This window comes from Gilliamella sp. WF3-4 (assembly GCF_001690275.1).
In the GTDB taxonomy this organism is placed as follows: domain Bacteria; phylum Pseudomonadota; class Gammaproteobacteria; order Enterobacterales; family Orbaceae; genus Gilliamella; species Gilliamella apicola_C.
Genome location: NZ_LZGW01000030.1, coordinates 29991 through 51771, shown reverse-complemented (window position 1 = coordinate 51771; position 21781 = coordinate 29991). Strand labels below are relative to the sequence as shown.

The following is a 21781-nucleotide window of genomic DNA, read 5'->3' as shown; positions in this document are numbered from 1 at the left end:
GGTTGTTAGAATGAAAAAAGTGGCAATTATTATTAGCTCACCACCGCATGGAAATGCTAAAGGTCGAGAAGCGCTCGATGTAGCTTTAGCTGTATCAGCCATCAATCATGTTTCGTTTTTTTTCATAAATGATGGGGTATTGCATTTATTGCCTAATCAACAACCTAATCAAATTTTAATGCGTGATTATATTGCTACACTTAATATGCTTGAACTTTATGATATCGAAGATGTTTATGTATGCGAATCTTCATTAGAAGCACGAAATTTAGCAAATGCCACATTAAATATTCCTAATAAAGTGCTTGATGCGCTATCTATAAGTCAACTACTTTCTATTCAAGATGTCATCTTACGGTTTTGATTTTATAGTGAAAAGTATATATTTCCTGAAACTTCTTTACAAATATAATATTCAACAATAAAACTAATCTGATTTTTATTAGCTATATTTTTATACGATATAAATTCATATAGTATAAATAATCCACCCTATCTTTCAGCAAAGCTGATTAATAAGATGGATTACCATATTAAGTCGATTTAATCGAATAAGTTTTATTTTAACTTAATTAGACTAGCTTTTTCATCCCGTCGGCAATTTTTTCAGCTTGCGTTCCAACGACAATTTGTACGCCCGTTTTACCTAATTTAATAACTGCCATTGCTCCTAGTGCTTTGGCTGCTGGTTCATCAATTAGATCAGAATCATTTACACCTAAACGCAAACGTGTAATACAAGAATCAATATTAGTTAGGTTTTCTTTACCACCTACAATTGCTAAATATTGCTCGGCAAGTTTAGAAATATCGCCAACAGCTTGCTTTTGCTGAACATTTTCGGTTGATGAAACAGTAGTATCATCGTCTTCACGACCCGGTGTTTTAAGGTTAAATTTAACAATAACAAAGCGGAATACCACATAATAAACAACAAAGAACACTAATCCTTGAAGAATTAACATATACCAGTGAACAGCAAGCGGATTACGACTTGAAAGTAGCATATCCACTAAACCAGCACTAAAACCAAATCCTGCAATCCATTGCATTGCAGCAGCAATATAAAGTGAGATACCAGCCAAAACAGCGTGTACAAAATAAAGCATAGGTGCAACAAACATAAAGGCAAATTCTAACGGCTCGGTAACGCCTGTAAAAAATGCAGCAAATGAAGCAGCTAACATGATTGATGCCGTTTTATCTTTATTACCTTTTTTAGCTGTATGATACATAGCTAACGCTGCACCAGGCAAGCCGAACATCATAACAGGGAAAAATCCTGCCTGATAACGGCCAGTAATACCTACTGTTGCTAACCCACTTTCAATAGATTTTTGTCCACCTAGGAAGTTTGGAATATCATTAATTCCAGCCACATCAAACCAAAATACTGAGTTTAAAGCATGGTGTAAACCAACCGGAATAAGTAAGCGGTTGAAGAACCCATAAATACCTGCACCAACAGCGCCTAATTCTTTAATATATTTACCAAAAGCGACCAGTGCATCATAGATAGTCGGCCAAACAAAAAATAAAATAGCTGAAATTAATAGCATAACAACTGAAACAATAATAGGTACAAGCCTTTTACCACTGAAGAAAGATAATGCTCTATGTAATTCAACTTGGCTAAAACGATTATAAAGTTCCGCAGCAATAATACCGACAAGTATACCAATAAATTGGTTATTTATTTTTTTATATGCCGCTGGAACTTGAGCATCCCACCCATCTAAACTGGTGTCAATGCCATTAAATAAGGCAATAGAATTTGGAGAAAGTAAGGTTGTAACAACTAAAAAACCAACCAAACCAGACAAGGCAGCCGCACCATCTTTATCTTTAGACATACCGTAAGCAACACCAATAGCAAAAAGTATTGGCATATTTTCAATAATTGCACCACCAGATTTAATTAAAAAAGCGGCGAAAATATTGTTTTGCCCCCAACCATTGGGATCAATCCAATAGCCAATCCCGAGGAGTATTGCCGCAGCCGGCAGAACTGCAACAGGCACCATCAGTGAGCGCCCGATACGTTGCATATAAGCTAAAATTCCCATAAGTGTTACCTCATATTTGTTGAAATGGTACTTAAAGAAGTATGTGTAATTATATATTTTTAAGTAAAAACAGCTTGGTTATTATATTTCATCTTATATTATTTTACTTCGCAAATTAATTATTGCTTTTTTGTGACTAAAATCACTATATTTTTTGATTTATTGTCTTAATATAGTAAAATATATTCAACATTTTTTACTTAAAAAAAAAAGAGTTTATTTAATTATATCAAAAGAGGTGATATCTCATGAGACTTATTCCTTTAGAAAATGCACAAGAAGTCGGCGCTTGGGTTGCAGAGCGTATTGTTAATAAAATTAACCAATTTAAACCAACCGCTGAGCGCCCTTTTTTGCTAGGTTTACCAACAGGAAGTTCACCATTAGTTATGTATCAACAACTCATCAAACAGTATAAAGCCGGAAATGTTAGCTTTAAACATGTTGTTACATTTAATATGGATGAATACGTAGGGCTTCCAGAAGATCACCCGCAAAGTTATCATACTTTTATGTATGAAAATTTTTTCAACCATATTGATATTGACAAAAATAACATCCATATACTAAACGGTAATGCACCTGATATTGATGAAGAATGCCGTCAATACGAAGCGAAAATTAAAGCTTATGGCAAAATTAATATTTTTGTCGGTGGCGTTGGCCAAGATGGACACATTGCCTTTAATGAACCAGGATCTTCACTTTGTTCTCGTACGCGTATTAAAACATTAACTGAAGACACACGCATTGCTAACTCTCGCTTTTTTGATAATGATGTCAATCAAGTGCCAAAACATGCATTAACTATTGGTGTTGCAACTTTAATGGATGCACAAGAAGTGATTTTGTTAGTTTGCGGTCATAACAAAAGCTTAGCGCTGCAAGCAGGTGTTGAAGGTAGTGTTAACCATCTTTGGACCGTAACTGCACTACAAATGCACCCTGCATCAATTATTGTTTGTGATGAACCAAGTACTGATGATCTTAAAGTGAAAACCTTAAAATATTTTAAACAGATGGAAACTGATAATCTTAAAGTAACCATTTTATAAAGGATAAACTTATGTACGCATTAACAAATTGCCGTATTTATACAGGTTATGAAATCCTTGAAAATCACGCTGTTATTATCGACGGTGATAAGATTGCAAAAATCTGTAAACAAAACGAATTGCCGGTGGGCATCACCATTGAAAATTTACAAGGCGCAATAGTTGCGCCTGGGTTTATTGATATTCAAGTCAATGGTTGTGGTGGTGTACAATTTAATGAAACGCTTGATGCACTAAGTGTTGAAACCTTAGAAGCAATGCAGGCAACAAATCTTATCTCTGGTTGTACTAGTTATTTACCCACTTTAATCACATCGACTGATGAATTCATGATAAAAGCGGTTAAAGTGATGCGTGAATATCTAACGACGCATAAAAACCAAGCACTTGGCTTGCACCTTGAAGGGCCTTATATTAGCCCTGAAAAGAAAGGTATTCATGATGAAAATATCATTCGACAACCATCGCAAGAAATGATTGATTTTTTATGTGAAAATGCTGATGTCATTAAAATTATTACTTTAGCGCCAGAAAAAGTAGAAAGCCACTTCATCAAACAATTGGTTAATGCAGGTATTCATGTATCTGTTGGCCATTCTAATGGCCATTATGATGATTGCCGTCGAGGGTTTAACGATGGTATTCGTTTGGGAACGCATCTATTTAATGCCATGCCTTATATTTCTGGGCGTGAACCTGGTGTTGTTGGCGCTATTTATGATGAACCTGAAGTTTATGTTGGTGTTATTGCTGATGGTCAACATGTAAGTTGGGCAAATATTCGCAATAGCCACAAAATTAAACAAGATCATTTAATTTTAATTACCGATGCAATGTTACTTGCTGGATCAAACTTAGAATCTGGTGTATTTGCAGGTAAAACCATTTATTATAAAGATGGTCGATGTGTTGATGAAAATGGGACGTTAGGCGGCTCTTCCTTAACCATGATAGAAGCTGTAAAAAATGCAGTCGAATATGTGGGTATCGCCTTAGATGAAGCATTAAGAATGGCGACACTTTACCCAGCAAAAGCAATTGGTGTTGATAAACAACTTGGCTCAATTAGTGAAAATAAAATTGCGAACTTGGTTATTTTTGATCGTGACTTTTCAAACGTGAAAACGATTGTTAATGGAGAGATGAACAGCTAGAATGCTAGATAGTTAACGAAAATATTGAGATAAAATATGACCTTTAATTATCTAAATCTAGTTGGTAATGCTGAATTAATCAAACAATTAAATTATGCCATGATTTACCGTTTGATTGTTCAGCAAGCGCCTGTATCTCGAATTCAACTAGCGGAAATTAGCCAATTAGCACCAGCAAGTATAACTAAAATTACTCGTCAACTTCTTAAAAGCAATCTAATAAAAGAAGTTGATGCACAACAATCAACAGGCGGGCGACCAGCCGTTTCAATACAAGCAAAATTTGATTATTATCAAACAATTGCTGTTCAATTAAGTCGTTCTCGTGTTACCATTGAACTTTATGATCTTGGTGCTAAAAATCTAGTTACCGAAATTTACCCACTAACTACATTTACCCAGCAATTGGCTGAAGAGTATTTAATCGCGTTAATTGAACAATTTATAGAACAGAATAGTAAAAAGATAAAACACCTTGTGGCAATATCTGTTGTACTACCTGGTTTGGTCGACTCTGTACGCGGAATTATTCGTTATACACCGCATATTCCAGTTAAAGCATGGCCTTTAGCCGAAGCATTACATCATAAGTTTAATATTTCGATTTTTATTGGTAATGATATTCAAAGTTTAGCTTTAGCGGAAAGTTATTTTGGCTCAACCCAAGATGTAGATGACTCAATTTTGATTCGTGTACACCGTGGTGTTGGATCAGGCATCATTATTAATCAACAACTGTTAACTAATCATAATCAAACGGTGGGTGAAGTTGGTCATATCCAAGTGGATGCATTAGGTGAGCGCTGTCATTGTGGTAACTTTGGTTGTTTAGAAAATCGAGTTATTAATAAAGCAATTGAGCATCGAGCCAAACAAATGATTGAGCAAGGTTACCCAACTAAATTAAGTTTGGGTAATTGTAATATTGCCAATATCTGTAAATATGCTAACCAAGGAGATGAATTGGCTATTAAGTTAGTCAAAGATGCCGGTGAAAATCTTGGTAGAGCAGTTGCTATGATGGTAAATATTTTTAATCCACAAAGTATTGTATTAGCAGGTGAATTGACAAAATCGCCCGAAATACTATTGCATGCGGTAAATAGTGCATTAAATGCACAAAGTTTAGAAGAATTAAGAAAAAATCTTACTATTCATTGTTCATCGCTCAATGACCGTTCAGCAATTGGCGCGTTTGCATTAGTGCAACAAGCTTTATTTAATGGTTCATTATTAATGACATTGCTAGAAGATAAAGAATCATAGCCTATAGTTATAAAAATATAGTTATAAAAATAAAGCCCAACAAATCGGGCTTTACTTTTTATATCTAGTTTAAGCTAAAATGCGTAACATTCTACGCAATGGTTCAGCTGCCCCCCATAATAATTGGTCACCGACAGTAAAAGCTGATAAATAATCTTTGCCCATCTTAAGTTTACGTAAGCGGCCTACAGGCGTTGTTAAAGTGCCTGTTACTGCGGCAGGAGTAAGCTCTCGCATCGAAATTTCACGTTCATTTGGAACAACTTTAACCCAATCATTATGGGAAGCAAGTAGTTTTTCAACTTCTGGCACGCTAATATCTTTTTTCAATTTAATCGTAAACGATTGACTATGACAACGTAATGCGCCAATACGGACACAAAGTCCATCAACTGGAATAATCTCGTCAGTCCCTAAAATTTTATTGGTTTCAGCTTGGCCTTTCCATTCTTCTTTACTTTGCCCATTATCAAGTGCTTTATCAATCCAAGGGATCAGACTACCTGCTAATGGCACACCAAAATTATCAGTTGGTAAACTACCGTCACGCATTTTTTGCGTCACTTTTCGCTCAATATCTAAAATAGAAGAATTAGGATCCTGTAGTTCTTTAGCAACCTCCGCATTTAACATCCCCATTTGGGTAAGCAACTCACGCATATGACGCGCACCGCCACCAGAAGCCGCTTGATAGGTTGAAACCGATACCCAATCAACTAAGTTTTCAGCAAATAATCCACCCAGTGACATCAACATTAAACTTACCGTACAGTTACCGCCAACAAAGGTTTTAATTCCTCTATCTAAAGCAGTATGGATGTTAGCTTTATTAATAGGATCAAGCACGATAATCGCATCATCTTCCATTCTAAGTGTTGATGCTGCATCAATCCAATAACCTTGCCAACCTGTTGCACGCAATTTTTTATAAATTTCAGAAGTATAATCACCACCTTGGCAGGTAACAATAATATCTAATGCTTTCAACGCATCAATATTATCTGCACTTTGTAATATCCCTGTCTTACCGCCAAAAGTAGGCGCAGCTTGACCCACTTGAGATGTAGAAAAGAAAACAGGATTGATATAATCAAAATCGTGCTCTTCAACCATACGTTGCATAAGAACGGAACCAACCATTCCGCGCCAACCGACAAAACCGACATTTTTCATATTTTATTTCCAATAATTAGCGTTTATATAAAGAGATATTTATTATTAAAACAAAATATCATCATAAAACAAGCCAGATAAGAATTATTATTGTAAATAAGGAGATGATAACATGACGTTATATATTAATACGATTTTTAATCAAAATAACAAAAATTGAGAGAGGAAATGGTTTCAAAGGGTTGCAAAAAATTCAATTAAAATATCAGACAAGGCCTGAAAATAGCTAACTGGTAAATGAAATTAATGTGCGGATCGTTAAATAAGGCCAAATAGCTAAATGCTAACAAATAGAATTTTATTTAAAAATGGTCGGCGAGAGAGGATTCGAACCTCCGACCCACTGGTCCCAAACCAGTTGCGCTACCAAGCTGCGCTACTCGCCGTTATAAGTTAATGGGGTGGCTAATGGGATTCGAACCCACGACAACTGGAATCACAATCCAGGGCTCTACCAACTGAGCTATAGCCACCATAGAAGCAGGACGAAATATTACGCATAAAAAACAATATTGTCCAGCATATTTTTAAAAAAATACGCCAACTGGTTATATAAAAAGCGTTAAAAGTATAAAATTTAATTACTTTCAATGCAAACTTACTGCTTACTAATAGCTAGCGTTCTTTTTAACTATACTAAATAGCTACACTAAATTTTTCTTGCCTAATTACTTGTTGTTTCAATTTTTATCTCCATATTTTATTCATAAAGTATAGGTCTTTAAAAATATTACTTTACTGTATCTTTACTTAGAATTAATTAGTGCGCTGGCATAACCAATACTCAATGCCACTTATTAACTTGATTTGAAAATATATGCTGTAACATAGAGCTACTTTAAAAACTATTTATATTATTAATAATAGTAAATTACATTATCATTCCTCGTTCAAAAATATGTAATATTTTAGTAAAGGAGCCTGACTTTTTTTTTATTATTGCAATAATGTAAAAACCTAAAATTAGATAACAATGGCGATTGCGATTATGATAAATATTTTATTAATTGATGATGATATTGAACTATCACAAATGCTTAGTGAATATTTGACTAATGAAGGTTTCAATATCAAGAGTGTTTATTTGGGTAAAGATGGTATTGATGAAGCATTGTCAGGAAAATACCGTGCTGCAATTTTAGATGTGATGTTACCTGACATTAATGGTATTGATGTCCTTAAAAGCATACGGCAACAGCGTAATATGCCAGTTATTATGTTAACGGCCAAAGGCGATAATATTGATCGCGTTTTAGGATTAGAATTAGGCGCTGATGATTATATCCCAAAACCTTGTTATCCGCGTGAGTTGTTAGCCCGATTACGTGCTGTTTTACGTCGTTTTGATGAACGTTCAGTAGAAACAGTTGATGATAAAAAATACCATTTTAATGGCTTAACCTTAGATCTTCCCCAACGTTTATGCACGTGGAATGGAAAAGCTATTGATTTAACATCAACCGAGTTTAATTTATTAGTTTTATTAGTAAAACATAGCGAGCGGGTAGTAACTAAAGAGGAGTTATCAGAGATCGGTCTTGGTCGAGCACGAGAACTTTATGATCGTAGTGTTGATGTTCATATTAGTAACATTCGACAAAAACTACATCAGATAGCACAAAATGATGTGACAATTGAAACAATTAGGGCTGTCGGTTATCGTATCCGCTAACAACCAATAGGCTTGCTATGAATCGTCGATTATTTTGGAAAATACTCATTATATTTTGGGTTATCTTCTACCTCACTTTCCAATTAACTTGGATTGCATTTTCTGTTTATGTAGAAAATAAAAATCAAAAATTTCTTAATCATATGCCGACAAAAGTGGATATGATAGCCCAGCTATTACATGTAGCAGGCGAAGATGAGACGCTTAATTTTATAGCCCATTTACCTGAACGAGAAAGGGCTTTATTATCAATAAAATTAGTTTCTCCAATCAATGAGCAAGTCAATATTTTGACCGACGAATTAGAAACACCAACCTATGTCTATCAACGCATGGCTGTCGCGCCTGATGGCACGCTTTATTCTATTTCATTTAAAGAAGATAAGGATAAAGATGATAAAAAGACATTATTCAATATGCCAATGCCAATTGTGTTAATGGGAATATGTGTTGGGCTAGCTTTTAGCTTGTTTTTGGCATGGAATCTAACTAGACCCATGCGGTTATTAAGACAAGGTTTTTTTCGCGTATCTCAGGGTGATCTTTCTGTTCGATTATTCCAAAAATTAAAACCTAGGCGTGATGAGCTTAGCGAATTAGGTAAAGATTTTGATATGATGGTTGAGCAACTTAATATTCTTATCTCAGATCGTCAAGCTCTTCTTCATGATGTTTCACATGAGCTAAGAACACCACTTGCTCGTTTGCAACTAGCGATTGGGCTTGCTCAACAAAACAAACAAAATATTGATACCGCATTAGCTAGAATCGAATTAGAGTCAGAACGATTAGATCAGCTAATCGGTGAGATTCTAAACTATTCTCGTGCTGAAATGAATAATCGTACCGATGAATATTTTGATTTAAAAGACTTAATAAGTGTAGTAATTAATGATGCTAACTATGAGGCTAATCATCAGCTCATTGATGTACATTTCAACTTATCGCCCGTTGCTCATTCTATTGTTAAAGGTAACTCAGAGCAAATTCGCCGAGCTATAGAAAACATTATTCGTAATGCGATTCGCTTTTCTAAAGCTGGACAAGCTGTCGAAGTTTCATTAAAAGAAGCAGGCAAGTATTTACAAATTGAAGTTAAAGATCGTGGGCCTGGTGTAGAAGCTAATAAACTATCGAGTATTTTTGAACCGTTTGTCCGTATCCAGTCTCCTCAATTAGGCAAAGGTTACGGGTTAGGTCTTGCGATTGCAAGAAAGACCGTTATTATGCATAACGGCACTATTCAAGCAACCAATCGTGATGGTGGTGGATTAGTTGTAACAATCGAATTACCTTATTGGAGAAGCAGTAATTAACGATTAATAACAGTCGCTATTAATGGTGAGCACGTACTGTTTAACTAGACTTTCTAGCTTAATTTTATCGTGACCTATAAAATCTAAAGTTTTTATAATAGCGTCTGGATCACTTTCTAGTATCGCTTTGTACTGCGCAATATATTGGCTGGCGATGGGCTTGTAGGACCAATGCCATTCTTCGGGTTGATATCCGCCTTTTCGCCCCTCATTAAATGCTTGGCAAAATCCATATTTGGGTAGGTTTTCTTGCAACCATTTGTAAAGAATGATGCCCTTTTTATCATTTTTAAAATATGCAGATGAAACGCTGGTAATATCAATATCTGTACCCCAGTGGTGCCTTGATGTGCCTGGCATTGATGAGTATTTTAAAATCTCTCGGGCAATTTTCTCAGGGTCATTGAGCTTATGAGATAAAGCATCCCATTTTCGTTGCCAAATCCCGTTTTGGTAAGCGTAATTACGTGTTGCACTTACCACAATAAAAGGAATATTGGGGTGATCTTTTTTGAAGTCTTTAAACGCTTTTATTAGCTGATCAGCAACTTCTTTTTGTAGATACATTCCTTTTTTATTAACTGGTAATTGAGTTAAATCCAATGCAATAAAATCACTATCTTTTTTTTCATCAAACTGCCCTGTTAGTTTATTTAATGGAATTGTTTGCGCCATAGTAATACTCGAACATAAAATTAACGTTAATGATGAGATTAAAATAAGAAGTGTTTTTAAATTTATTAATTTACTTTTCATTTTAAATATTACATATATTCTTTATAGTAAGATGAGATGAAAAACAGTATAATCTTTTTCCTAAAAATTGAAATAGCCATAATGTGTAAAAACGAGGCCTTATGTCAACACTATGTACGTCAAATATGTCTGTAAATTTATCAGATACTTCAAACTCAATAAATCTAACCACAATGAACCCAAGTAAAGAAAAAGTAAACTTACTCAATTTTACACGCCAACAATTAAGAGCGTTTTTTATTTCACTAGGTGAAAAACCATTTAGAGCCGATCAAGTGATGAAATGGATCTACCATTTTGGGGTAGATGATTTTGACCAAATGACCGATATCAATAAAAAGCTAAGAGAACAACTAAAAACGTTAGCTGAAATTAAAGCGCCAATGATTGCAATGGAGCAACGTTCATCTGATGGCACAATTAAATGGGCGCTTGATGTGGGCAATAACCAAATGATTGAGTCGGTTTATATTCCAGAACGCGATCGTGCAACATTATGTGTTTCATCACAAGTTGGTTGTGCATTAGAATGTAAATTCTGTTCTACCGCACAACAAGGATTTAACCGAAACTTAACCGTTTCTGAAATTATTGGCCAAGTATGGCGCGCATCAAATGCTATTGGTGTAACAGGCAAACTGGCGGATAGACCGATTACCAACGTCGTTATGATGGGGATGGGAGAGCCACTACTTAATTTATCTAATGTAGTGCCCGCGATGGAAATTATGCTAGATGATTTTGGCTATGGTTTGTCAAAAAGGCGTGTAACACTATCCACCTCAGGGGTTGTTCCTGCTTTAGATAAGCTCGCTGGTATGATTGATGTGGCACTGGCGATATCACTTCATGCGCCTAACGATACTATTCGCAGTGAAATCATGCCAATTAATGAAAAATACAATATGACTATGTTGCGTGATTCAATTTTACGTTACCTTTCTTGTTCAAATGCGAATCATGGAAAAGTTACTATCGAATATGTATTACTTAATCAAGTTAATGACGGTGTTGAACACGCACACGAACTTGCTAAATTCCTAAAAAATGTACCAAGTAAAATTAACTTAATTCCTTGGAATCCGTTTCCTGGTGCGCCTTATTCTCGTTGCTCTAATTCGCGTATCGATCGATTTATGAAAACATTGATGGGATATGGTTTTACTGTAATTGTTCGAAAAACGCGCGGTGACGATATTGATGCCGCATGTGGCCAATTAGCTGGTGAAGTTGTTGATCGTACCAAAAGAACGCTGTATAAAAAACAAAGCTTGGTGCAACAAACATTATAAAGGAAAAAAACAGCAAAAAGGGGAAGTTGATGAAAAGAAGCTTGATATTAAACTGTTTTGCTCTGATCATTTTATCTGGTTGTCAAATCAAAAACAGCGATGAATTTGATCCAGAAAAAGCCGCTTTAGCAAGAATGCGCCTTGGGTTAGGCTATCTTGCCAACGCAAATGGATCTGAAGCTAATGTCAAAGCAGCACATTATAACCTCAAATTAGCGGCACAATACTCACCAAATAACCCACAAATTATGCTAGCAATGGCAATGTTTGATCAACATGTTGGTGAATACGAGGAAGCCGAGATGATCTATAAGCGCATTATTTTTATGCAACCTGGTAATGGATTATATCATGTGCATTATGGCTCTTTTTTATGTGGGCGAGATCGTTACCAAGAAGCACAGCAACAATTTAAGCAAAGTCTTGATTTAGATCGCCACCGTTGGAAAGCTGATACCTATGAACAATATGGATATTGTGCTATCCAAAATAATGATAAAAAAACAGCTGAGTTAATGTTTAAGCAACTTTTTCAATACGACGCAAATCGGCGTGATAATGTGAAAAAAATAGCTGAGATTTATCAGAAAAAGGGCGATATGAAAGTTGCCAATTATTTGTTTTCAGTCACAAAATAGTAAGCTATAAAATATTATTATTTAAACCGTAATAACATCATCATTATAATTTTTTAAAGAAGATATCATGAGTTTTTGGGCTATTTTATTATTAGCACTGGCTATGTCGACCGATGCCTTTGCTGTCGCTGTATGCCGCGGGGTTTCGCTTAAATCAACCCCATTTTTAGGTGCACTCAAAGTCGGTATTTTATTTGGTGTTGTTGAAGCTATTACGCCAATCCTCGGCTGGTTAGTTGGCTATATTGCACTGAAATATATCGAACAATGGGATCACTGGGTTGTTTTTACTGTCATGTTATTTTTAGGTATGAACATGATTTACAACAGCTTTAAAAAAACTGGTGAAGATTGCCTAGAGGATAGAGAAACATCATCAAAAAAATCCTTTCTAATGCTAATTTTTACAGCTATTTCAACCAGTATAGATGCATTTGCTGTTGGTATTGGATTAGCGTTAGCAAGCGTGAATATTTATTGGGCTGCAACAATGATTGGCATAGCAACCTGTTTAATGGTAACGATTGGATTATTATTAGGTAATAAATTAGGCTGTTTAATTGGTAAACGAGCAGAATTTTTAGGTGGTTTAGCGCTTATTATGATTGGCACAATTACGCTTTATCAACATCTATCTAATTAGACTTTCACTTGTTTTCATCTAGTAACATCGCTTAGCTTTTCAAACAGGACTATCATAATAGCATTTATCACGTTAAAGTATCTAATAGATAAGATTGAAACCAATTTAGTTAACTAAACTGTTACCTGTTATAGGTAACAGTTTATGGAAAATACTTCTATTTAAATCTTTTTAAATTTTACAAAATGTCATATCAAAGCTACAAGCCTGTTGATTATAGACCGCTTTAAAGGCACCTTTGTCATGAGGATTTTGCAAAATATGATTGACGATAACTGGTCTAATATTTGCTTTAATATAACCAGGTAATCCTCTCGCACCACGAATTAAATCGTAGTGATCATGACAAAATGAGCTTATGCAAGAATCAGATATTTCTACAGAAAAACCTCGAGGTTGATATGCTTGATTCAATTTGTCAATTTCACGGCGAATAATTCGCTCGATAACGACCATTGGCAAGCGTTTGAAATGGAGAATATTTTCTCGTCCGTTAAAACGATTAAGTAGTTCTGAACGATAAGTGTTATTCAGGTCATTTGTTGCCAATTCACACGCAGCTTCATCAGAAAGGTTTGGATCTAAATAATAAGGTTGCCCGATATTTGAAGTCATAATAATCATAATATCAGAAAAATCGACTGTTCGACCGACATTATCAGTTAATCGTCCATCCGATAAAATCTGTAAAAAGATATTAAATACATCAGGATGTGCTTTTTCAATCTCATCAAATAGATAGATTCCAACTGGTTTTGCTCTAACAGAGTTTGTCAAAATGCCTCCAGCTTCAAATCCTTCATATCCTGGTGGCGCACCAATCAATTTAGCAACAGCATGTTTTTCCATGTATTCAGACATATCAAAACGTACCAATGATTTTTCATCACCATAGACATATTGCGCTAAGGCTTTAGCCATCTCAGTTTTACCTACACCGGATGGACCTAAAAATAGGTAAGACATGGCTGGACCTGATTCTTCTAGCGCATCGACTTTAGCGACTTTTACCGAATTAGCGACATGTTTAACAATATTATCTTGACCAAAAATTCTCGATAATAAATTTGCCTCTAAATTAATCAAGTTTTCAACTTCATTTTCATCTAGTTTGTTTGTAGGTATTCCTGAAACTTTGCTAAATTCAGTGATAACTTCTTGACGGTTAAGCCGTAAATCTTTGTTAGCTAGCATAACCAATTTTTGGTGTTGTTCGTTATTTTGTACTATTTCTGCATCAATCTGTCGAATCTTTTCCTTTAATTTGGTAACAGCCGGTGAGTCAAATCCACCAGCGGTTAGCTGTGCAAAGGTTTTTATTGTTGTTGATTCCGAATTTTTATTATTATCCTCTTCTTCTTGCAATTGGTTCATCTCATCTTGCAATTTAAAGCGTAATGTTTCGGCCTCACGTTGATATTGGTAAGTTTTATTGATTTCTGACTTTAATTCTTGCCAATCTTGTTGCCATTGTTCAAGTTGTTGTTGCAAATCTTGCTTTTCTGTTTCATTGGTGCTTTTGGCTATCTTATTCATTAGCTCAATTATTTTAGGATGCTGTTTATGCGTAAGTTGGCGATAACTTGCAAGCGCACGATCAAGTAGAGCAATCGCTCGTTGCGGTTGTGCTCCACCTAAACCTAAACTATCTCGATACTTACTGGTTAAATGTATCGCTTCTTCAACAGCATCTTCATCAACTTCAATTTTATGGTATGCAGATAGCTCTTTAGCAACACTAGAAACAATCGATCTTAAATCATCCCCAATCGGCTCTTTAACATCATAAAGAGTGTAAAGCTCTGGCATGTTTGTACTGGCTTTTAATACATTACTCAATTTATCATCGCGGACTTCTAAAATAACTTGGAAATTATTTGCTTTGTCTGCGTTATTTAATGCATTGATAAAATGAGCATTGCCAGTATTATGTGCTGCTTCTAAAAAATTAGCCGTATCAGTAATAATCAATACTGATTCTGGAGTTTGCATTAGCTTTTTTAAAATACTTTGAAACTCATTGTTTATCTTAGCGCTATCACCACTAGAAAAAAGCGCATCACAATTTAACCAAAACAGTTTTTTTACAATCAAATCAAACGGTGTATCTGGGCTGTTTTTAGCTGCTTGCAAACCAAGGGTAAGCATTGAAACACCAACACCAGCAGGACCTGTTAGCAAAAGTGAATTTGATGATTTTCGTATAAGAATAGATGATATTCTTTCTAAATCATGTTCCCGACCCACTAAAGTAAAATTAGGGTATTGCGCTAAATATTCACGCCCTCTAACTAAATACATTGTGCATTCCTTTATTATAGTTTAAAGGGAGAGGTAGTTTGCGAGCTCTCTTTTTTATTCTCAGATTTTTCTGATAAAACATCACCTGTCACAGCAATAAATTCTCGCGTATCATTTTGAACATCTTTAGACATTCTTTCAATTTCTTCTAAATTTGCTCGCATTGTTTCTAATGCTGAACGTGTAATTTCAGTAGCTTCTTTTTGAGTATCACCAAATTCTGCTAAGTTCTGTAACATCGCTTCTAAATCATTATTAATTTCATCACGACCTGTTGCAATTCGGATGGCTTCATTTTTAGCTATCTCATTTGTTACTCGTGTCATTTCAGCTAAAGTATTACCTGCCATAGATTGTGCCTCATTAATTGCTGCTGAGTTAACAGCAGTAACCACAACACTAAGTTGTGAAGCAACCGATGCAATTCCTCGTGAATGCATTGCTCTGGCACTTTCAACTTGTTTTTTGGTTGCAGCTTGCATATTGCGAATTTTAATGGCTTCCGTTGTTAATTCACCATAGGTTTGCATGGTATCAACTGTTGCTGTTGATACAGTATCGATATGTTCATCTAAATTGCGTCTAGCTTCATCAAGCTTCATTGATTCTAATAGGTTGTCACCAACATCTTTATGCTCAAGCTCTTCTCTACGTTCGCGGTGAACTTTCTCAACTTTTTTAGTCGCTTCGTTCATAATGGCATAAATTTGTATCATATTGCCATTATTATCGCTAAGCCCTTCTATTTGTTTAACCATTTTTTCAAGGTGATTACGAATTGCACCAAAACGTTCTTTGCCTTGATTAACAAATTTTAATGCCGATTCAACCATATCAGCTTGGCGTAATGTATGCTGTTCTGAAGTTAGGTTCAGTAACTCCTTTAGTTTTTCAACATCGATTGAATCCTTGCGTTGTTCGTGACGTTGTGCAATTTCTATCTGAATATCACTTAATTCTTTTTGTTTATTTTGTATTTGCTGTTGTAACTGTACAATAGTTTCCTCATTAGCAGTGATTTTAGCTTGTGATGCAACTTTAATTTTTCCTAAACCAAAAAATTTCCTATCATTTTGTAACAAAACGATTTCTTTTTGCAAATTAGTTATTTTCTCTTCAATACTAGTAATTTCGCTTTGCACGCTTGCTTGTTGCGCTATCTTTTCTTCATCCCATTGTTGATCCGCTTTTATTTGCGCTAAAGCATTTCGAGTCTCACCATTTTGGCGTAAGTTATACAGTGCGTCTGTAAGTTCAGTAAGTGGTTTAATTTTTTCAATAAAGTCATTAAGGTCATTATTAAAGTCAGAATATACCCGCTGTAACTCAGCGAATACTTCGGTATCAGTCATTTCGATGCGCTGTTTAGACATCTCTTCTGAAATGGATTGTAGATATTCTTTAAATGTATCAAATTCTTGAATTTTGGCTCTATCAGCTTCTTTATTATCAGTAAATTCTAAAATATGAGTGACTTCTTCTACTTTCTGTTCAAGTGAAAGATTATCTGAAAAAATAACTTTAAAAAAAGTATTTTGTTGAATATTTGAAAGCGGATTTTCTACTTTAGCGCTTTTTTGTCGTTGCCTAACTGAAGAATCATTTTGTTCGATGCTAGTTACTTTTCTCTTAGAAGATACACTCATTGTTTTTTTCCTTATTATTTAGCTATTTTAAATCCTATTTCAAATGAAAAGGAGAAAGTTTGGAATAATTAATTTACTCCTATAGAAAAGACAAATGCCATCTTTTCATCATGTTATTATCTATTTAACAGTTTATTTTGACAAGTAAAACTGCTATTGATAATAAAAAAGGAAAATAGGAAACACATATAATTTAAGCCATTTACCGACATATGAAAGTATTATCAAGCCTCATATTTAACTTTAATCAATTTAACGGCGTATTTTTAATTTGTTTTATTTGGTACAAATAAGGAAAGAAATTAATAAGAAAAAACCACTCGCATGAACGAGTGGTTTATATTGATAAGTTTAAGGAGTAGCAACAGATGAGATTACATCATTCCGCCCATACCACCCATGCCGCCCATACCACCAGCAGCACCTAAATCAGCTTTATCATCTTTAGGTAAATCAGTAACCATACATTCAGTAGTAATCATGAGACCAGCAACAGACGCTGCGTATTGTAATGCACTACGAGTTACTTTAGTTGGATCTAAGATGCCCATTGCAATCATATCACCATACTCTTCAGTTGAAGCATTGTAACCATAGTTACCTTTGCCACCTTTAACCGCATTAACCACAACTGATGCTTCTTCACCACAGTTAGTCACGATTTGACGTAATGGCGCTTCCATTGCACGAAGAGCGACTTTTATACCTACGTTTTGATCTTCGTTAGCACCTTTAAGTTCTAAAATCGCTGATGCAGCACGAACAAGAGCAACACCACCACCAGCAACAACACCTTCTTCAACTGCTGCACGAGTAGCGTGTAACGCATCTTCTACACGCGCTTTCTTCTCTTTCATTTCAACTTCAGTTGCTGCACCAACTTTAATTACGGCAACGCCGCCAGCTAATTTAGCAACGCGTTCTTGAAGTTTTTCTTTATCATAATCAGAAGTTGATTCTTCGATTTGTTTACGAATTTGTTCAACACGCGCTTTAATTAAAGACTCTTCACCAACGCCATCAATAATGGTTGTATTGTCTTTATTGATAACAACGCGTTTAGCTTGACCTAAATCTTCAAGTGTTGTTTTTTCAAGCTCTAAACCAATTTCTTCTGAAATTACAGTACCAGCAGTTAAGATTGCAATATCTTGTAACATAGCTTTACGACGATCACCAAAACCAGGTGCTTTAACAGCTGCAACTTTAACAATACCGCGCATAGTATTTACAACTAAAGTCGCTAATGCTTCGCCTTCAACATCTTCCGCAATAATTAATAATGATTTACCTGCTTTAGCGACCGCTTCAAGCACTGGCAATAATTCACGAATATTAGAGATTTTTTTATCAGCTAATAAAATATATGGGCTATCTAATTCAACTGTTGCTGTTTCAGGTTTGTTAATGAAGTATGGTGATAAGTAACCACGATCAAATTGCATACCTTCAACAACATCAAGCTCATCTTGTAAACCTGTACCATCTTCAACAGTAATAACACCTTCTTTGCCTACTTTTTCCATTGCTTGAGCAATTAAAGTACCAACGGTTTCATCAGAGTTAGCTGAAATGGTACCAACTTGTGCAATTGCTCTAGAGTCAGCACAAGGAGAAGATAATTTTTTAAGTTCTTCAACAGCTGCAACAACGGCTTTATCAATACCGCGTTTTAAATCCATTGGATTCATACCTGCAGCAACAGCTTTTAAACCTTCATTAACAATTGCTTGAGCAAGTACAGTAGCAGTGGTTGTACCGTCACCCGCTGCATCGTTTGCTTTTGAAGCCACTTCTTTAACCATTTGTGCACCCATATTTTCGAATTTATCTTCTAATTCGATTTCACGAGCAACAGAAACCCCATCTTTAGTAATAGTTGGTGCGCCAAATGATTTATCTAATACTACATTACGCCCTTTTGGACCTAAAGTTACTTTAACTGCATCGGCTAATACATTAACACCTTGAAGCATTTTGATGCGAGCATCGTTACCAAATTTTACATCTTTAGCTGCCATCTTCGTATTTCTCCTAAATTCTGTCTATAGTTTAATTATTTGCCAGTTATGCTTGAACAATGGCTAAAATATCGCTTTCTGATAAGATAAGCACTTCTTCGTTATCGATTTTTTCTGTTTTAACGCCATATCCTTCGTTAAAAATTACGATATCACCCACTTTCACATCTAATGGCTGTACTTGACCATTTTCTAAAATGCGACCATTACCAACAGCTAAAACCTCACCTCGTGTTGATTTACCAGCAGCTGAACCTGTTAACACGATACCACCCGCTGATTTTGATTCTACTTCTTTGCGTTTAATGATCACGCGATCATGCAATGGACGGATTTTCATTAGTTATCTCCTAGCACTAATTTTAATTAAAACAATTATTATCAATAAATCATGCAATTATGATTTTCAAATGTAGTGCAAACTATATGGGGACAATTTTAAATTCTTCAAGGGAAGAAAACTAAAAAAAGTCTAATTGATTATTTATCAATCATCTTTACGTTTGAATTCACCTTCAATAATATCACTGTCTTGATAATGTGTTTGCGATGATGAAAATTGAAATCTCATCGGTATTTTTCGAACTATAAATTCTACAATATAATCTTGAACACGGGGAATTAATAAAATTGCGCCAACAATATCAGTTAAGAAACCAGGAATAAGTAAGAAAAAACCAGAAAAAAGCAAAGATACACTTTTTATAATTTCAGCTTTAGCACTTTGATGATTAGCGATTTTTTGTTGCATAATACTTAGATTTTTCAAACCTTGTGTTTTAACTAATGAAAAACCAAGAATTGACGTTGCAATAATACAGATTAATGCAAGTAAAACACCAATTGAATTTGCAACAGCTATAAAAACACTGATTTCAAAATAAACATAAATAAAAAAGAGAATAAAACCAACAAATCGCATATAACAATCCTATAAGCACAAAGGAATAATATTAGAAATTAGCTATTAATATGAAGATGATTAGCTAATTTTCAACCAAGCAATAAATATTTTTTAAAAAATTTTACAAAAGGGATTGACTGACACTTACAAATCGTGTTTAATGTGCATCCATTGTTGCCCGGATAGCTCAGTCGGTAGAGCAGGGGATTGAAAATCCCCGTGTCCGTGGTTCGATTCCGCGTCCGGGCACCAATCACCAAATTCTAAGACCTGCTTCTAGCAGGTTTTTTTATGTCTAAAGCCTTTTCAGATAAGGCTTGCAATGAGTTTTTCTTGTCAACCGAGTTCAACTGAAATCACCCCAAATCAAGTGTAATTTCGGATACAAACCCGGATACATTTGGTTCGATAATGGCGTGTATCCATAAAATGGCCACAAAGCCTTTATTTTCAATGCTTAAGAGAAATCACTTGCATTTAATTTATTTTGAACTAATTTGTAACAATTATTTATTAACATTTCTAACAAAAGCTGTTTTCACAAGGCTTCCTCTAAGTTTTACTACTCAACCAAACTCAATTGAAGTTACTCTAAATCAAGCACAATTTTGGATACAAATCCGGATACATTTGGTTCGATAATGGTATGTATCCATAAAATGGCTTTAAAGCCTTTGTTTGTAATGCTTAAGAGAAATTGCTTTTATCTAATTTATGCTGAACTGATTTATAATGCTCACTAATTAATACTTCCAATAAACGTTGTTGACTATATTGGTAATGGTCTAATAATTGGTCTAATTGTTCTTTTATTTTTATATCAAGTTGAACGTTGATTGATTTAACACCTTCCTTCTCTCTAAATTTTTTTTGACTTAAGGCTTTTTTATAATCAATACAAAATACTTTGTGTGTATCTTCGTTACATGCATAGAAATAATCATGGATAATAAAAATAGCATGATATTTTTCCGCAATACTTGTTGGCACTATGTAATTCATATATAGATCATATTGCCAAGGCGATTTATTTTTCAGTTTTGTTAAAATATAGTTCCATGTCCAATTAATTTGTTGTTCATCATCAATTGAAAACTTAAAAGGAACTTTGATTTTTTCAATAATTGACCATGCTGATTTTATATTATTAATCGCTATAAAACGTATGTCATCATTGTTTAATGATGCAATATATTCTTTAACGATTTTCGCTCGCATGTCAGAACTAGATGGGATAAGTTTTAATGGTGTATTGATTAAATCTGTGGCGAGTGGAGGCATTGCCGGAGGGCAAGGGTTTATTCTTATAATATCATCATCTATTTTTACTTGATTTAGCATAATAGATAGCCATGAATAATAGCATAATCTATCATTTTCTAACCAACTAAAGTCATCAATATCTTGCTTACATGAAGCAATCATTTCATTAATAAAATTGTTTAATCCTTTTTCATCATAACGCAAAGAAAAAATATATTGATTTAAAAAATCGCAGTATTCTGATGGTGTTCTAATTTTATATCCAGGACGTATGATTGGTCTCCCTAACTTTCGCATGTAATTATCAATATAGTGGTTATATTTTTTACATATATTTAAATTTGATTCTGATATGTATTTTATATTTTGGGGTGGGACAGAATAGTTCATAAATTACTCTTAAATTTTATTTTGATTAATAATTAAACTATCACTAAGTAATATTTATGTAAATAAATAATCTAAAACAAAAAGAGAATCTGTGTTATTAACATAAAATTTTTATGGAAATATAATAATATTATTATCAATAAATGTAGGGGAAAATATAGTTATAATGATGATCATTAACGCTCATCTCGTGCTTTTAGAGTAATTTTTATTATATGTTTAATC

At 34.5% G+C, this 21781-nt stretch carries 18 protein-coding genes and 3 tRNA genes; 10 read left to right on the top strand and 11 right to left on the bottom strand.

All coding sequences use genetic code 11. From position 1 onward, the window contains the following. The first annotated feature begins 10 nt into the window (after nucleotides 1-10). On the top strand, nucleotides 11-364 hold the full coding sequence (gene tusC / locus A9G47_RS06575; protein WP_065642482.1) for a sulfurtransferase complex subunit TusC: 354 nt from the start codon (nucleotides 11-13) through the stop codon (nucleotides 362-364). Between the two features lie 208 nt (nucleotides 365-572). On the opposite strand, the gene nagE is transcribed toward tusC, so the two are convergent. Then, complete coding sequence (gene nagE / locus A9G47_RS06570) at nucleotides 573-2066, bottom strand: N-acetylglucosamine-specific PTS transporter subunit IIBC (RefSeq protein WP_065642481.1); 1494 nt, start codon at nucleotides 2064-2066, stop codon at nucleotides 573-575. Nucleotides 2067-2314: 248 nt separating this feature from the next. Here nagE and nagB point away from each other — a divergent pair, with 248 nt between their 5' ends. From nagB to A9G47_RS06555, 3 genes are read left to right on the top strand one after another with little or no spacing between them, the layout of a single operon-like run. Continuing rightward, the gene (gene nagB, locus A9G47_RS06565) at nucleotides 2315-3121 is read left to right on the top strand and encodes a glucosamine-6-phosphate deaminase (protein WP_065568249.1); all 807 of its coding nucleotides are present in this window, start codon (nucleotides 2315-2317) and stop codon (nucleotides 3119-3121) included. 11 nt (nucleotides 3122-3132) lie between these two features. Next, entirely contained in the window at nucleotides 3133-4275 is a 1143-nt protein-coding gene (gene nagA, locus A9G47_RS06560; RefSeq protein ID WP_065642480.1) for an N-acetylglucosamine-6-phosphate deacetylase, read from the top strand. A 36-nt stretch (nucleotides 4276-4311) separates the two neighbouring features. Then, complete coding sequence (locus A9G47_RS06555; RefSeq protein WP_065642479.1) at nucleotides 4312-5541, top strand: ROK family protein; 1230 nt, start codon at nucleotides 4312-4314, stop codon at nucleotides 5539-5541. A 69-nt stretch (nucleotides 5542-5610) separates the two neighbouring features. On the opposite strand, the gene asd is transcribed toward A9G47_RS06555, so the two are convergent. The 3 genes from asd to A9G47_RS06540 form a co-directional block, all read right to left on the bottom strand. Next, nucleotides 5611-6714 (bottom strand): aspartate-semialdehyde dehydrogenase, encoded by a 1104-nt coding sequence (gene asd / locus A9G47_RS06550; RefSeq protein ID WP_065642478.1) that lies wholly within the window; start codon nucleotides 6712-6714, stop codon nucleotides 5611-5613. Between the two features lie 309 nt (nucleotides 6715-7023). Beyond that, nucleotides 7024-7100: transfer RNA gene (locus A9G47_RS06545), tRNA-Pro, on the bottom strand. Between the two features lie 11 nt (nucleotides 7101-7111). Next, nucleotides 7112-7187: transfer RNA gene (locus tag A9G47_RS06540), tRNA-His, on the bottom strand. Between the two features lie 518 nt (nucleotides 7188-7705). On the opposite strand from A9G47_RS06540, the gene A9G47_RS06535 reads away from it, so the two are divergent. Next, nucleotides 7706-8386: a response regulator transcription factor gene (locus A9G47_RS06535; protein WP_065568294.1), complete on the top strand. Its 681-nt coding sequence runs from the start codon at nucleotides 7706-7708 to the stop codon at nucleotides 8384-8386. Between the two features lie 17 nt (nucleotides 8387-8403). Continuing rightward, nucleotides 8404-9702: an ATP-binding protein gene (locus A9G47_RS06530; protein WP_065579832.1), complete on the top strand. Its 1299-nt coding sequence runs from the start codon at nucleotides 8404-8406 to the stop codon at nucleotides 9700-9702. A gap of 3 nt (nucleotides 9703-9705) precedes the next feature. Here the strand turns inward: A9G47_RS06530 and A9G47_RS06525 are convergent, their stop codons facing one another. Next, complete coding sequence (locus A9G47_RS06525; RefSeq protein ID WP_176700669.1) at nucleotides 9706-10377, bottom strand: M15 family metallopeptidase; 672 nt, start codon at nucleotides 10375-10377, stop codon at nucleotides 9706-9708. Nucleotides 10378-10631: 254 nt separating this feature from the next. On the opposite strand from A9G47_RS06525, the gene A9G47_RS06520 reads away from it, so the two are divergent. The 3 genes from A9G47_RS06520 to A9G47_RS06510 all read left to right on the top strand — a co-directional run bounded on the left by A9G47_RS06520 (nucleotide 10632) and on the right by A9G47_RS06510 (nucleotide 13031). After that, the gene (locus A9G47_RS06520) at nucleotides 10632-11750 is read left to right on the top strand and encodes a bifunctional tRNA (adenosine(37)-C2)-methyltransferase TrmG/ribosomal RNA large subunit methyltransferase RlmN (protein ID WP_442903050.1); all 1119 of its coding nucleotides are present in this window, start codon (nucleotides 10632-10634) and stop codon (nucleotides 11748-11750) included. A 29-nt stretch (nucleotides 11751-11779) separates the two neighbouring features. Then, nucleotides 11780-12388, top strand: coding sequence for a hypothetical protein (locus A9G47_RS06515; protein ID WP_065568243.1), 609 nt, complete (start codon nucleotides 11780-11782; stop codon nucleotides 12386-12388). A gap of 67 nt (nucleotides 12389-12455) precedes the next feature. Further along, entirely contained in the window at nucleotides 12456-13031 is a 576-nt protein-coding gene (locus tag A9G47_RS06510) for a manganese efflux pump MntP (protein ID WP_065568242.1), read from the top strand. Nucleotides 13032-13202: 171 nt separating this feature from the next. On the opposite strand, the gene A9G47_RS06505 is transcribed toward A9G47_RS06510, so the two are convergent. From A9G47_RS06505 to A9G47_RS06485, 5 genes are all read right to left on the bottom strand, one after another. Further along, nucleotides 13203-15332, bottom strand: a complete 2130-nt coding sequence (locus A9G47_RS06505) for an AAA family ATPase (RefSeq protein WP_065642477.1) — start codon at nucleotides 15330-15332, stop codon at nucleotides 13203-13205. 14 nt (nucleotides 15333-15346) lie between these two features. After that, nucleotides 15347-16978, bottom strand: a complete 1632-nt coding sequence (locus A9G47_RS06500) for a hypothetical protein (protein ID WP_065642476.1) — start codon at nucleotides 16976-16978, stop codon at nucleotides 15347-15349. Between the two features lie 374 nt (nucleotides 16979-17352). Beyond that, nucleotides 17353-18999, bottom strand: coding sequence for a chaperonin GroEL (gene groL / locus A9G47_RS06495; protein ID WP_065568239.1), 1647 nt, complete (start codon nucleotides 18997-18999; stop codon nucleotides 17353-17355). A gap of 46 nt (nucleotides 19000-19045) precedes the next feature. Continuing rightward, nucleotides 19046-19339, bottom strand: coding sequence for a co-chaperone GroES (locus A9G47_RS06490; RefSeq protein ID WP_034915350.1), 294 nt, complete (start codon nucleotides 19337-19339; stop codon nucleotides 19046-19048). A gap of 147 nt (nucleotides 19340-19486) precedes the next feature. Beyond that, nucleotides 19487-19921 (bottom strand): FxsA family protein, encoded by a 435-nt coding sequence (locus A9G47_RS06485; RefSeq protein WP_065568238.1) that lies wholly within the window; start codon nucleotides 19919-19921, stop codon nucleotides 19487-19489. Nucleotides 19922-20079: 158 nt separating this feature from the next. Here A9G47_RS06485 and A9G47_RS06480 point away from each other — a divergent pair. Then, nucleotides 20080-20155, top strand: a tRNA-Phe gene (locus A9G47_RS06480). 435 nt (nucleotides 20156-20590) lie between these two features. Here the strand turns inward: A9G47_RS06480 and A9G47_RS06475 are convergent. Next, a complete protein-coding gene (locus A9G47_RS06475; RefSeq protein ID WP_141674829.1) occupies nucleotides 20591-21463 on the bottom strand; it encodes a hypothetical protein in 873 nt (290 codons plus the stop codon). Between the last annotated feature and the right edge of the window lie 318 nt (nucleotides 21464-21781).